Source organism: Cupriavidus sp. FW216-B1, assembly GCF_058789195.1.
Genome location: NZ_JBYTEL010000002.1, coordinates 171,888 through 184,778, shown reverse-complemented (window position 1 = coordinate 184,778; position 12,891 = coordinate 171,888). Strand labels below are relative to the sequence as shown.

General features: G+C 69.5%; 11 protein-coding genes. 4 read left to right on the top strand and 7 right to left on the bottom strand.

Annotated elements, in window-relative coordinates:
• Positions 1–29 precede the first annotated feature (29 nt).
• The gene (gene galU, locus AC3WXD_RS07830; RefSeq protein WP_059411296.1) at positions 30–899 is read left to right on the top strand and encodes a UTP--glucose-1-phosphate uridylyltransferase GalU; all 870 of its coding nucleotides are present in this window, start codon (positions 30–32) and stop codon (positions 897–899) included.
• Between the two features lie 978 nt (positions 900–1,877).
• Here galU and AC3WXD_RS07825 read toward each other — a convergent pair.
• The 6 genes from AC3WXD_RS07825 to AC3WXD_RS07800 all read right to left on the bottom strand — a co-directional run bounded on the left by AC3WXD_RS07825 (position 1,878) and on the right by AC3WXD_RS07800 (position 6,325).
• Positions 1,878–2,105 carry a sulfurtransferase TusA family protein gene (locus tag AC3WXD_RS07825; protein ID WP_011297045.1) on the bottom strand — a complete coding sequence of 76 codons (228 nt, stop codon included), beginning with the start codon at positions 2,103–2,105 and terminating at the stop codon, positions 1,878–1,880.
• A gap of 25 nt (positions 2,106–2,130) precedes the next feature.
• A complete protein-coding gene (locus tag AC3WXD_RS07820) occupies positions 2,131–2,718 on the bottom strand; it encodes an NUDIX hydrolase (protein ID WP_020206525.1) in 588 nt (195 codons plus the stop codon).
• Positions 2,719–2,858: 140 nt separating this feature from the next.
• Positions 2,859–3,890: a threonine aldolase family protein gene (locus AC3WXD_RS07815; RefSeq protein ID WP_020206524.1), complete on the bottom strand. Its 1,032-nt coding sequence runs from the start codon at positions 3,888–3,890 to the stop codon at positions 2,859–2,861.
• A gap of 72 nt (positions 3,891–3,962) precedes the next feature.
• The gene (locus AC3WXD_RS07810; protein WP_020206523.1) at positions 3,963–4,151 is read right to left on the bottom strand and encodes a 4-oxalocrotonate tautomerase; all 189 of its coding nucleotides are present in this window, start codon (positions 4,149–4,151) and stop codon (positions 3,963–3,965) included.
• Between the two features lie 60 nt (positions 4,152–4,211).
• A complete protein-coding gene (locus tag AC3WXD_RS07805; protein WP_059411381.1) occupies positions 4,212–4,985 on the bottom strand; it encodes a class II aldolase/adducin family protein in 774 nt (257 codons plus the stop codon).
• A 116-nt stretch (positions 4,986–5,101) separates the two neighbouring features.
• Positions 5,102–6,325: a YbfB/YjiJ family MFS transporter gene (locus AC3WXD_RS07800; protein WP_492323471.1), complete on the bottom strand. Its 1,224-nt coding sequence runs from the start codon at positions 6,323–6,325 to the stop codon at positions 5,102–5,104.
• 222 nt (positions 6,326–6,547) lie between these two features.
• Here AC3WXD_RS07800 and AC3WXD_RS07795 point away from each other — a divergent pair, with 222 nt between their 5' ends.
• From AC3WXD_RS07795 to AC3WXD_RS07785, 3 genes are all read left to right on the top strand, one after another.
• Positions 6,548–7,411, top strand: coding sequence for a LysR substrate-binding domain-containing protein (locus AC3WXD_RS07795; RefSeq protein WP_020206520.1), 864 nt, complete (start codon positions 6,548–6,550; stop codon positions 7,409–7,411).
• 133 nt (positions 7,412–7,544) lie between these two features.
• Positions 7,545–9,026, top strand: a complete 1,482-nt coding sequence (locus AC3WXD_RS07790; RefSeq protein ID WP_492323470.1) for an NfeD family protein — start codon at positions 7,545–7,547, stop codon at positions 9,024–9,026.
• 2 nt (positions 9,027–9,028) lie between these two features.
• Positions 9,029–9,787 (top strand): slipin family protein, encoded by a 759-nt coding sequence (locus AC3WXD_RS07785; RefSeq protein ID WP_029044354.1) that lies wholly within the window; start codon positions 9,029–9,031, stop codon positions 9,785–9,787.
• Between the two features lie 177 nt (positions 9,788–9,964).
• On the opposite strand, the gene alaS is transcribed toward AC3WXD_RS07785, so the two are convergent.
• The gene (gene alaS, locus AC3WXD_RS07780; RefSeq protein WP_020206517.1) at positions 9,965–12,589 is read right to left on the bottom strand and encodes an alanine--tRNA ligase; all 2,625 of its coding nucleotides are present in this window, start codon (positions 12,587–12,589) and stop codon (positions 9,965–9,967) included.
• Positions 12,590–12,891: the final 302 nt, after the last annotated feature.

Below are 12,891 nucleotides of genomic sequence, written 5' to 3'. Positions count from 1 at the left end.
CTACACCGAAACGATAAGGAATACCTGTTATGGAAACCCGTGTCACCAAGGCTGTCTTCCCCGTAGCCGGTCTCGGCACCCGCTTCTTGCCCGCTACCAAGGCCAGCCCCAAGGAAATGCTGCCGGTGGTCGACAAGCCCCTGATCCAGTACGCGGTGGAAGAAGCGATGGCCGCCGGCATCACCGAAATGATCTTCGTGACCGGGCGCTCCAAGCGCGCCATCGAGGACCATTTCGACAAGGCCTACGAGCTCGAGGCCGAGCTGGAAGCCAAGAACAAGCAGGCGCTGCTGTCGCTGGTGCGCTCGATCAAGCCGTCGCACGTGGAATTCTTCTACGTGCGCCAGCCCGAGGCGCTCGGGCTCGGCCACGCCGTGCTGTGCGCCGAAAAGCTGGTCGGCGACGCACCGTTCGCGGTCATGCTGGCCGACGACCTGCTCGACGGCGACCCGCCCGTGATGAAGCAGATGACGGACCTGTACGGCCACTACAACTGCTCCGTGCTGGGCGTGGAAGAAATCGCGCCCGAGCAGAGCCGCTCCTACGGCGTGGTCGACGGCCGCGAATGGGACGAAGGCGTGATCAAGGTCTCGGGCATCGTCGAAAAGCCCGCGCCCGAGGATGCCCCTTCCAACCTCGGCGTGGTCGGCCGCTACATCCTGACGCCGCGCATCTTCGACCACATCCGCAGCCTCAAGCCGGGCGCCGGCGGCGAGTACCAGCTCACCGACGCGATCGGCTCGCTGCTCGGCCAGGAACAGGTGCTGGCCTACCGCTACAAGGGCGTGCGCTACGACTGCGGCAGCAAGCTCGGCTACCTCAAGGCCACCGTGGAGTTCGCGCTCAAGCACCCGGAGGTGATGGACGAATTCGGTACTTACCTGCGTACGCGGGGGTGATTGTTGTAGGTGGTTTTGCTGGATAAGGGAAGCGCCCTGCAGGGTGGCCGGTTTTTTGGCTGCTTTGCGGGGCTTTTTTATTTTTTGGTTTGCTGGGTGGGGGGTGAAGTTAGGCTGTTTGGTTTTGGGGGCTTTGACTTCAAGGGCTTTGACTTCAAAGGCTTTAACTTCAAAGGCTTAAAGTCAACATCAAAGTCAAAGGCTTTCGCTCCCCCGGAGCGACCTACTTTCTTTTCCCCGAAAAGAAAGTAGGCAAAGAAAGCGGGCTGCCTGGCCGGCAGGGGCAGAAACGTTGGGGTTTCTAGTGTTTCTGGTTTCGTGGTGGGGGTGGTGGTTCTGCTGGCATCCTGCCGTTACCGGTTCGGCTGGCCACGATCTGGCTGGCGGTATGGGTTTCGGGGTCAGACCTATGGTGGCGAGTGCACTGCTGGTTCGGGCATCTGCCGTTACCGGTTTGAGCCGCCACGACATAGCATCCTCGTGGTTTCGTGGTGGGCGTGGTGGACCCGGCGCGGGTGTGTTGGGTTTCGGTGAACGCTGCGTGTTCCCCGCTGGCACATCTCAAGATCCCGCACCGGGTTCAAACCGGGGCCACCGAGCCCACCACGAATCCAGCACCGTCCCTATGCCGCACCCATCCGCCCCGGTCGCGGCAGCAGCCCGAAGGGCCTGGGCCGACGCCATCATGCAGCGCCACCACGAATCGAACACCACCCGAGAGAGCGTGGCCACCAAAACCGGTACCGGCAGAATCCCGGCAGAACCACAGACCCCACCACGAAACCACCAACCCAAGAAACCCTGTTCGGCTCTGCCCCTGCCGGCCAGGCAGTCCGCTTTCTTGGCTTACTTTCTTTTCGGACAAAAGAAAGTAAGTCGCTCCGGAGGAGCGAAAGCCTTTGACTTTGATGTTGACTTTAAGCCGTTGATTTTGAAGTTAAGCCCTTGACTTTAAAGCCACCCCCAAACCCAAATCCCTCACCGCCTCCGCATATAAAAAACAAACACCTTATCCACCTCCTGATGCGACAGCAACTCATTGCCCGTCTGCTTGGCGAACGCCTGAAAATCACGCGTCGCCCCCGGATCGGTGGCCAGCACCTTGAGCACATCGCCGCTGGCCATGTCGGCCAGCGCCTTCTTGGTACGCAGGATCGGCAGCGGGCAGTTCAGGCCCCGCGCGTCCACTTCTTTCTGGAACTCCATTCCGCTCTTCCTTGGTTCTGGGTATTTACGGCCTGTATTGTAGCGAAGCGCCGGTCAGGTCGAACGCGTCGCGGCGGCGCGGGTCGGGGATGTCCTCGCCGGTGTTGCGGTCGAAGAAGCGCACCGGGTAGCCGCGCGAGGCCAGCCAGTCGGCCACCGCGAAGCCGGTGCCGGCGGACCAGATGCGCATGTCGCCGGGCGCGACCAGCTTGTAGTCGGCCAGTTCTTCCGACAGCGAGACGGTGCCGCTGGCCTGCACGTGGTAGGCGATGATCAGCTCGTTCTTGCGCATGAACTCGTACACGCCGATCAGCGACACCGCGTGCGCGTCCAGGTTGGTCTCCTCCTTGAGCTCGCGCGCCACGCCCTGCTCGGGCGTTTCGTCGCGTTCGAGGAAACCCGTCACCAGGGCGAACATCTTCTCGGGCCAGGCGGCGTTGCGCGCCAGCAGCAGCTTGCCTTCGTACTCCACCACCGCGGCCAGCACCGGCAGCGGGTTGTTCCAGTGGACGAAGCCGCAGTCGGGCTGGACGCAGGCATCGCGCTCGCGGCCGGAATGCGGCAGCACTTCCAGCGGCGAGCCGCATTGGGGGCAGTATCGGTAGTAGGACATTGCGGAGCTCCTTGTCTTTCGGCCTTGCCGGCCTTGTTGTCTGTCTGCCGGCCCGTCGGCTTGCCACGATGCCGGTGTTGCCGCCTGCTTGCCCGCCGGCGCCGCGCCCGGGACGCACCTGGGCCGCGCTCAGGCGATGCTCAGGCGGCGCAGGCCACGCGCATGTCGGCGGCCAGCGCCTCCACGGTTTCCGGCTGCAGGTCCCACGCGCACATGAAGCGGCAGCCGCCCGCGCCGATGAAAGTGTAGAAGCGCCAGCCCTTGGCGCGCAGCGCCTCGATGGCCGTCAGCGGCAGCTCGGCGAAGACCGCGTTGGACTCGGTCGGGAACATGATGCGCACGCCCGGGATGGTGGCGATGCGCTCGTGTAGCAACTGCGCCATCGCGTTGGCGTGGCGCGCGTTGGCCAGCCACACGTCGTTCTCCAGCAGGCCCAGCCACGGCGCCGAGATGAAGCGCATCTTGGAGGCCAGCTGGCCGGCCTGCTTGACGCGGTAGGCGAAGTCCTCGGCCAGCTTACGGTCGAAGAACACCACCGCCTCGCCCACCGGCAGGCCGTTCTTGGTGCCGCCGAAGCACAGCACGTCGACGCCGGCGCGCCAGGTGATCTCGGACGGATGCACGCCCAGCGAGGCCACCGCGTTGGCGAAGCGCGCGCCGTCCATGTGCACGCGCAACTGGCGGCGCTTGGCGATGGCGGCGATGGCGCGCACCTCCTCCACCGTGTACACCGTGCCGACCTCGGTCGACTGCGTCAGCGACACCACCTTGGGCTTGGGATAGTGGATGTCGGAGCGGCGCGTGACCAGCGCCTCCACCGCGTCCGGCGTGAGCTTGCCGTTGGGGCCCGGCGCGGTCAGCAGCTTGGAGCCGTTGGAGAAGAATTCCGGGCCGCCGCATTCGTCGGTCTCGATGTGCGCCAGCTCGTGGCAGATCACCGAGTGGTAGGACTGGCACAGCGCCGACAGCGCCAGCGAGTTCGCCGCGGTGCCGTTGAAGACGAAGAAGACTTCGCAATCGGTCTGGAACAGGTCGCGGATGCGGTCGCAGACCTTCTGGGTCCAGGAGTCGTCGCCATAGGCCTGCTCGTGGCCGCTGCCGTTGGCTTCGAGGAAATACTTGAGCGATTCCGGACAGAAGCCGGCGTAGTTGTCGGAGGCGAAATGCTGCATGAAAGGGGAATCCGTGACGGGTGGAATGCGTGCGGTATCAGCGCGGTGGGCGCCGCTGGGGCCGGCCGGCGCCTACTTCTTGTCGGCCCACAGTTCGCCGCCGGTGGCCCAGTTCTCGCGCTTGACCTCGGTGATGACGATGTCCACCGCCGAGGCCGAGCAGCCCAGCGTTTCGCAGGTGACGCGGGTGACTTCCTCGACCAGCTTGCGCTTTTGCTCGATCGAGCGGCCTTCGAAGAGTTCTACGTGGTAAGTCGGCATGGCGTGGGTTCCTGTGTTCCGGGGGTCTTGATGAGGCCGGGAGCGGCGCGCGGGGGCGCGTCAGTCGCGGTAGGAAGCATCGATTCTATCGAGTTTGCGCAGCAGCGACGGCCATTCCAGCTCGCCTTCCAGCGCGCCGCCGTCGTCGAGCTGCGCGGCGGCATGCGCGGCCACCGCGGGCGCCGGCTGCACGACCTCGCCGCCGGCCTGGGCGGCGATCTGGATCTCGCAGGCCTTGATCAGCGTGGCCATCAGCACGTAGGCCTCGGCCACGGTGCGGCCCACCGTCAGGGTGCCGTGGTTGCGCAGCAGCATGGCCGGCTGCCGGCCGAGCGAAGCGGTCAGGCGGGCGCCCTCGGCCGGCGAGAAGGCCAGTCCCTCGTAGTCGTGGTAGGCCAGCCGGCCGTGGAAGCGCATGGCGTGCTGCGACAGCGCCAGCAGGCCGCGCGCCTGGGCCGACACCGCCACGCCGGCGGTGTTGTGCAGGTGCATCACGCACACCGCGTCGGGCCGCGCGGCGTGCACCGCGCCATGCAGCGCGAAGCCGGTGACGTTGACCGGGTGCGCGCTGGCGCCCACCACCTCGCCGCGGCCGTTGATCTTGACCAGGTCGCTGGCGCGGATCTCGTCGAAGGCGAAGCCGAACGGGTTGATCAGGAAGTGGTCCGGCTCGCCCGGCACGGCGGCGGAGATATGCGTGTAGATCAGGTCGTCCCAGCCCTGCAGCGCGCACAGGCGGTAGGCCGCCGCCAGGTCGGCGCGCAGGCGCGCCTCGAGCGGCGTGGCGGGCTGGGTGGCGCCCGCGGCGCGGGCGGGCTGCAAGGCGAATGACATGGGGATCGGCTCCTGCGCCACGCGCGCGGCGCGCCCGTGCGGGCGGCGGCGCGGCGCAGCGAAGGCGATACTGTAGCGCAAGCCCGTGGCGCCGTCAGGCGCGGCCCCGCACGCGGCTAGCGCGCCGGCACGCGCGCCATCCAGGCGAACATCGCGCCGCCCAGCAGCAGCGCCGCGGCGGCGCAGCACAGCGAGGCGGCAAAGCCGCCGGTGCGCGCCACCAGCGCGGTGGCCAGCGGCGGCCCGACGATCTGGCCCAGCCCGTAGCTGGCCGTCATCAGCCCCATCAGGCGCTGCGCCTGCCCGCCCCACAGCCGCCGGGCCTCGCGCATGGCGAACGCCACCAGCGCGTTGAACGGCAGCCCCGCCAGCAGGCTGCTCAGCGCGAAACCCGCCACCGTGGGCCACGCCACCGCGATCGCCACACCCGCGGCCTGCATGGCGTAGGTGAAGGCCAGCAGCTTGCGGTTGTCGCGCTCGGCGCCCACGCGCGACGCGGCCAGGGCGCCGATCGTCACGCCGGCGCCGAAGATGGGCCAGAACAGGTCGGCCCAGACCGAGCCGGGCATGGCCTGGCGCGCGATCACCGGCAGGAAGGTGGCGGTGATGATGTAGCCGAAGCCGGCCAGGCCGTAGGCCAGCGTCAGCAGCCAGGCCGCGCGGTCGAGCCGCGGCATGGCGGCCGTGGCCGCCGTGGCCGCCGTGGCCGCCGTGGCTGAACCGGTGGCGGCGCGCGGCGCGGGCCGGAACACCCGCCAGACCGCCGCGACCAGCGCCGCGCCCAGCACGCCGAAGGCCAGCCAGGCCCAGCCGGCCCGCCAGCCGGCGCCGACCATGCCGAACGCCGACACCCCGGTGAAGACGATGCCGATGCCCGGGCCGCAGAAGATCAGGCCGCCCAGCGGCGCGCGGCCCAGCTCGGCCAGCCGGTGCATGCACCACGCCGTGCCGTAGACCATCACCAGCGCGCTGGCCATGCCGGCGGCGGCGCGCCACAGGCCCCACGCCGCCATGCCGCCGGGCGCGGCCATGCCGAGCGTCAGCAGCACGGTGGCGGCCAGCCCCAGCCGGACCATGCGCGCCGGCTCCGGGCGCATGAACAGGCAGGCCGCGGCGCCGGCGAAATAACCGAGGTAGTTCAGCGTGGCCAGCCAGCCGCCCTCGCCCAGCGTGACGCTGCCGTCATGCAGCATCATCGGCAGCAGCGGCGTGAAGGCAAAGCGGCCGATGCCCATCGCCACGCCCAGCGCGGCCAGCCCGGCCAGCGCCACGGTCCAGGTGCCGGGCTGCGCGCGCGCGGGCGCCAGCGCGGCGTCGAGCGGGTGGTCAGCGCTGCCCATCAGCCGGCGCCTCGCGGGGAGCGGAAGACGAGGCGAAAGCCGGGCGCGCGGGCGCCGCGGGTCGGGAATGTGGAATCCATCGCCGCATGCTACGCTGCCGGGACGCCGCTGAAAAATGAATAATCGAGAACGCAACGATCTTCCGGCGAGATGGAAGATGGCGTGGACCGGCGGCGCTGGCCGGCAAGGCACGCCGGCGGCAACCCTGGCAAAGGCATCGCAATGGACCTGGCATCCCTGGAAATCTTCCGCTCCGTGGTCGAGGAAGGCGGCGTCACGCGCGCCGCGGCGCGCCTGCACCGCGTGCAGTCCAACGTCACCACCCGCATCCGCCAGCTCGAGGACTCGCTCGGCGTGGCGCTGTTCCTGCGCGACGGCAAGCGCATGGTGCTGACGCCGGCCGGGCAGACCCTGTTCGACTACGCGCGGCGCGTGCTGGACCTGGCCGAGGAAGCGCGCCAGGCCGTGCTGCCCGCCAAGCCGCAGGGACGCCTGCGCATCGCCTCGATGGAAAGCACGGCGGCCAGCCGCCTGCCCGCGCTGCTGGCCGCGTACCACCAGACCTGGCCCGAGGTGCAGCTCGAGCTGGTGACGCTGCCCACGCGCCAGGCGCTGCAGGCGCTGGGCCGCTTCGAGGTGGACTGCGCCTTCGTGGCGGAGCCGCTCGACGATCCCGCGCTGGCGTCGCTGCCGGCCTTCCGCGAGGAACTGGTGCTGGTCGCGCGCGAGCACCACCCGCCCATCCGCGGCGCGGCCGACCTGGAAAGCCGCACCATGCTGGCCTTCGAGCCGGGCTGCCATTACCGCATGCGGCTGGAGACCTGGCTGGCCGCCGGCGACAGCCCGCCGCGCCGGGTGCTGGAGCTGGGCTCCTATCACGCCATCATCGCCTGCGCGGCGGCCGGCATCGGCGTGGCCATCGTGCCGCGCTCGGTACTTGCCCTGTACCGCGACCTGCCCCGCATCAGCCTGCATCCGATGGGCGCGGCGGGCAAGGCCGACACCCTGCTGGCCTGGCATCCGGCGATGGCGAACACGGCGCTGACGGCGCTGGCCGAGCGGGTCCGGCTGGCCGCGGCGGCCTGAACGCCACCCGCGGGCCGCCGGCCGGCGCGGACCAGCGCGGTGTTCCCGGCAGGATGTGGCCGTTCGCCTACACTGGAAGTGGCGCCGCGCTTGCACTCACTGTGCCGGCGCCCTTGCCATGATGCGTGCTCCGATGCTCTTGCGATGGCTTGCCGCCGCCAGCCGGCCCGGCCTGGCTACCGTCTTTGCCACTGTCCTCGCCGCCATCGCCTTTGCTGCCCCGGCGGCTCCGCCGGCAGCGCCGGCCGCGCCGGTCGTGGTGATCCCGCTCAAGGGCGCGGTCGGCCCGGCCAGCGCCAGCTTCATCGTGCGCGGCATGGCGCATGCCCGCGACGGCGGCGCGCAACTGATCGTGCTGGAAATGGACACGCCCGGCGGGCTGGACCTGTCGATGCGCGAGATCATCCAGGCCATCCTGGCCTCGCCGGTGCCGGTGGCCGGCTACGTCTACCCGGGCGGCGCGCGCGCGGCCAGCGCCGGCACCTACATCCTCTACGCCAGCCACATCGCCGCGATGGCGCCGGGCACCAACCTGGGCGCGGCCAGCCCGGTGCAGATCGGCATTGGCGGCCCGGGCAGCCCGGGCGGCGCGCAGAAGCCGGAAGCCACGCCCGCCTCGGCGCCCGCCGGCGCCCCGCCGCAGGACACGATGGAGCGCAAGCAGATGCACGATGCCTCGGCCTACATCCGCGGCCTGGCGCAACTGCGCGGGCGCAATGCCGAATGGGGCGAGCGCGCGGTGCGCGAGGCGGTCAGCCTGTCGGCCAGCGAAGCCGTGGCCCAGCGCGTGGCCGACCTGCTCGCGCCGGACCTGCCGGCGCTGCTGCGCGCGCTCGACGGCCGGCGCGTGCAGGCCGCCGGCGTGGAGCGCGTGCTGCACACCGCGCAGGCGCCGGTGCAGATGCTGGAGCCGGATTGGCGCAGCCGCTTCCTGGCGGTCATCACCGAGCCGAGCGTGGCGCTGATCCTGATGATGATCGGCATCTACGGCCTGATCTTCGAGTTCTCCACGCCGGGCATGGTGCTGCCCGGCGTGGCCGGCGCGATCTGCCTGCTGCTGGCGCTGTTCGCGCTGCAGATGCTGCCGGTCAGCTACGCCGGGCTGGGCCTGATCGCGCTGGGCGTGGGCTGCATGGTGGCGGAGCTGTTCCTGCCCACCTTCGGCGCGCTCGGCGTGGGCGGCATCATCGCCTTCGTGTTCGGCGCGGTGATGCTGATCGACACCGACGTGCCCGGCTTCGGCATCCCGCTGTGGCTGATCGGCGCGCTGGCGCTGGCGAGCGCCGCCTTCCTGCTGGCCGTCTGGACGCTGCTGTGGCGCGCGCGGCGCCTGCCCACCGTCAGCGGCGGCGACGCCATGCTCGGCCTGCCCGGCGTGATGCTGGAGTTGCGCGACGGCGCGCGCCAGGACGGCTGGGCCGAGGTGCGCGGCGAGCGCTGGCGCGTGCACGGCGCGCTGCCGCTCGCGCCCGGCCAGCGCGTGCGCGTGATCGGGCGCCACGGGCTGCTGCTGGAAGTGCGCGCGCTCGATGCCGCCGAGGATGCGGCCGAAGGTCCCGTCCAAGATGCGGCCAACGCGCCGGTCACCATCCACCCATCCACTCGAGGAGCATGATCATGGCATTCGGATTCAGCGCGGGCGGTCTGGTCTTCCTCATCGCCCTGCTCATCGTCTCGTCGATCCGCGTGCTGCGCGAATACGAGCGCGGCGTAGTGTTCATGCTCGGGCGCTTCTGGAAGGTGAAAGGCCCCGGGCTGGTGATCCTGATCCCGGCCGTGCAGCAGATGGTGCGCGTGGACCTGCGCACGGTGGTGATGGACGTGCCGCCGCAGGACGTGATCTCGCGCGACAACGTCTCGGTCAAGGTCAACGCGGTGGTGTACTTCCGCGTGATCGACCCCGAGCGCGCCATCATCCAGGTGGCCAACTTCCTCGAGGCCACCAGCCAGCTCGCGCAGACCACGCTGCGCTCGGTGCTGGGCAAGCACGAGCTCGACGAGATGCTGGCCGAGCGCGAGCAGCTCAACATCGACATCCAGAAAGCGCTCGACGCCCAGACCGACAGCTGGGGCATCAAGGTCTCGAACGTGGAGATCAAGCACGTCGACCTCAACGAGACCATGATCCGCGCCATCGCGCGCCAGGCCGAGGCCGAGCGCGAGCGGCGCGCCAAGGTGATCCACGCCGAGGGCGAGCTGCAGGCCTCGGTCAAGCTGCTCGAAGCCGCGCAGATGCTGGCGCGCGAGCCGCAGGCGATGCAGTTGCGCTACCTGCAGACGCTCACGCAGATCGCCGGCGACAAGAGCTCGACCATCGTGTTTCCGCTGCCGATCGACATCCTGACGCTGATGGGCAAACTCAGCCGGGAAACGTAGCAAGGGACATGAAAAAAGGCGCCGAAGCGCCTTTGGGGAACTGCCCGAAGCAATGAACGGAGCCGACGGTCTTTTCCGGCACGGCAGCATTCGCAAGCTCCCGCCCTCTCCCCCGGCCCCCCTCCCGCAAGCGGGAGAGGGGAGCGAACCGATCGGACGATCGGCGCCTTTGGAACCTCAGACCTTCGCCGCCACCCACTCGCCCACGCCGGCCAGGGCCTTGGGCAGGTTGGCCGGCTCGGTGCCGCCGGCCTGCGCCATGTCGGGACGGCCACCGCCCTTGCCGCCGACCTGCTGGGCGACGAAGTTGACCAGTTCGCCGGCCTTGACGCGGCCGGTCGCGTCCGCCGTCACGCCGGCGATCAGGCTGACCTTGCCGTCGGCCACGGCACCCAGCACGATGGCCGCGCTGCCGAGCTTGTCCTTGAGCTTGTCCATCGTCTCGCGCAGCGTCTTGACGTCGGCGCCGTCGAGCTGGGCGGCCAGCACCTTGATGCCCTTGACGTCGATGGCCTGCGCGGCCAGCTCGTCGCCCTGCGAGGCGGCCAGCTTGCTCTTGAGGCGCTCGAGTTCCTTCTCCAGCGCGCGCACCTGCTCCTGCACCTGGCCGATGCGCGGCACCAGCTCGGACGGCTGGGCCTTGAGCGCGGCGGCGGCTTCGTTGAGCTTGGCGTCGAGCGCCTGCAGGTAGTGCAGCGCGTTGTCGCCGGTGATGGCTTCGACGCGGCGGATGCCGGCGGCCACGCCGCCTTCCATCACGATCTTGAACAGGCCGATGTCGCCGGTGCGCGCCACGTGGGTGCCGCCGCACAGTTCCTTCGAGCTGCCGATCGACAGCACGCGCACGTCGTCGGCGTACTTCTCGCCGAACAGCGCCATCGCGCCGCTCTTGACGGCATCGTCGAACGGCATGACCTCGGCGCCGGTGGCGGCGTTCTGCAGGATCTCGGCGTTGACGATCTCCTCGACGCGGCGGATCTGCTCGTCGCTCATCGGCGCGTTGTGCGAAAAGTCGAAGCGGGTCTTGTCGGCATCCACCAGCGAGCCCTTCTGCTGCACGTGGGTGCCCAGCACCTCGCGCAGCGCCTTGTGCATCAGGTGGGTGGCCGAGTGGTTGCGCATGGTGCGCGCGCGGCGCGCCGCGTCGACCTGCGCGCTCACGCTGTCGCCGACCTTGAGCGCGCCGCCGGCCAGCGTGCCCTGGTGGCCGAACACGTCGGCCTGCACCTTGGTGGTGTCGGCCACGCTGAACACGGCCGCGCCGGCGCGCAGTTCGCCCTGGTCGCCGGCCTGGCCGCCGGACTCGGCGTAGAACGGGGTGTTGTCGAGCACCACCACGCCGGTCTGGCCGGGCTGCATGGTGTCGACGGCGGCGCCGTCCACGTACAGCGCGGTGATCTTCGCGCCGTCCACGCCCAGCTTCTCGTAGCCGTGGAAGGTGGTCTTGTCGCCGTGGTATTCGAGGCCGGCGGCCATCTTGAACTTGCCGGCGGCGCGGGCCTGCTCGCGCTGGCGGTTCATGGCCGCGTCGAAGGCGGCTTCGTCCACCGTCAGTTCCTGCTCGCGGCACACGTCCTGCGTCAGGTCGAGCGGGAAGCCGAAGGTGTCGTGCAGCTTGAACGCGAGTTCGCCGTCGAGCACGGTGCCGCCCTTGGCCTTCACGTCGGCCAGCGCGGCGTCGAGGATGGCCATGCCGTTCTCGATAGTCTCGAAGAAGCGCTCTTCCTCGGCCTTGAGCACCTCGGTCACGCGCGACTCGGCCTCGGCCAGTTCGGGGTAGGCCTGGCCCATCTGCGCCACCAGGTCCGGCACCAGCTTGTGGAAGAACGGGGTCTTGCGGCCCAGCTTGTAGCCGTGGCGGATGGCGCGGCGCACGATGCGGCGCAGCACGTAGCCGCGGCCTTCGTTGCCGGGGATCACGCCGTCGACGATCAGGAACGAGCAGGCGCGGATGTGGTCGGCGATGACCTTGAGCGAGTTGTTGTTCAGGTCGCTGGTGCCGGTCTCGCGCGCGGCGGCCTTGATGAGCGCCTGGAACAGGTCGATCTCATAGTTGCTGTGCACGTGCTGCAGCACCGCGGCGATGCGCTCCAGGCCCATGCCGGTGTCGACGCAGGGCTTGGGCAGGCGCGGCATGTTGCCCTGCTCGTCGCGGTTGAACTGCATGAACACCAGGTTCCAGATCTCGATGTAGCGGTCGCCGTCTTCCTCGGGCGATCCCGGCGGGCCGCCCCACACTTCCGGGCCGTGGTCGTAGAAGATTTCCGAGCACGGGCCGCACGGGCCGGTATCGGCCATCTGCCAGAAGTTGTCCGAGGCGTAGCGCGCGCCCTTGTTGTCGCCGATGCGCACGATGCGCTCGGCCGGCACGCCCACTTCCCTGGACCAGATGTCGTAGGCTTCGTCGTCTTCCGCGTACACCGTGACCCACAGCTTCTCGGCCGGCAGGTGGTAGACCTTGGTCAGCAGCTCCCACGCGTACTGGATGGCTTCGCGCTTGAAATAGTCGCCGAACGAGAAGTTGCCGAGCATCTCGAAGAACGTGTGGTGGCGCGCGGTGTAGCCCACGTTCTCCAGGTCGTTGTGCTTGCCGCCGGCGCGCACCGAGCGCTGCGACGACGTGGCGCGCGTGTACGGGCGCTTGTCGGTGCCGAGGAACACGTCCTTGAACTGCACCATGCCGGAGTTGGTGAACAGCAGCGTCGGATCGTTCCCCGGCACCAGGCTGGACGAGCGGACCACGGTATGGCCCTTCGATTCGAAGTACTGCAGGAACTTGCTGCGGATGTCGGAGACTTTCATGTTCTGGGCAGGGCGTCCCGCGGCGTGGCAGGTCGCTGTCGGTCAGTGTGGATTTGCAAACCATTGATTATACGGGGAAGCCTGCCGCCGCGGCGCGGCGCCGGGGCTTTCGCGGAGCGGGCGGCCCCGGGTGCGGCGCGGCGCGCCGCGATGTGCCTCCGGCGGCGTGCCGGTGGTAAAGTGCTGGCTGTCCCGGCCGGCCGCCCCGGGGCCGGCTGCCCGCCGCTCCCGGTTGCCCCGAGATTGCCCTCGAACGCCGCCCCCCGCTGCCCGCGGGAACCCGGCGGCGGGGGCCGCCCGGC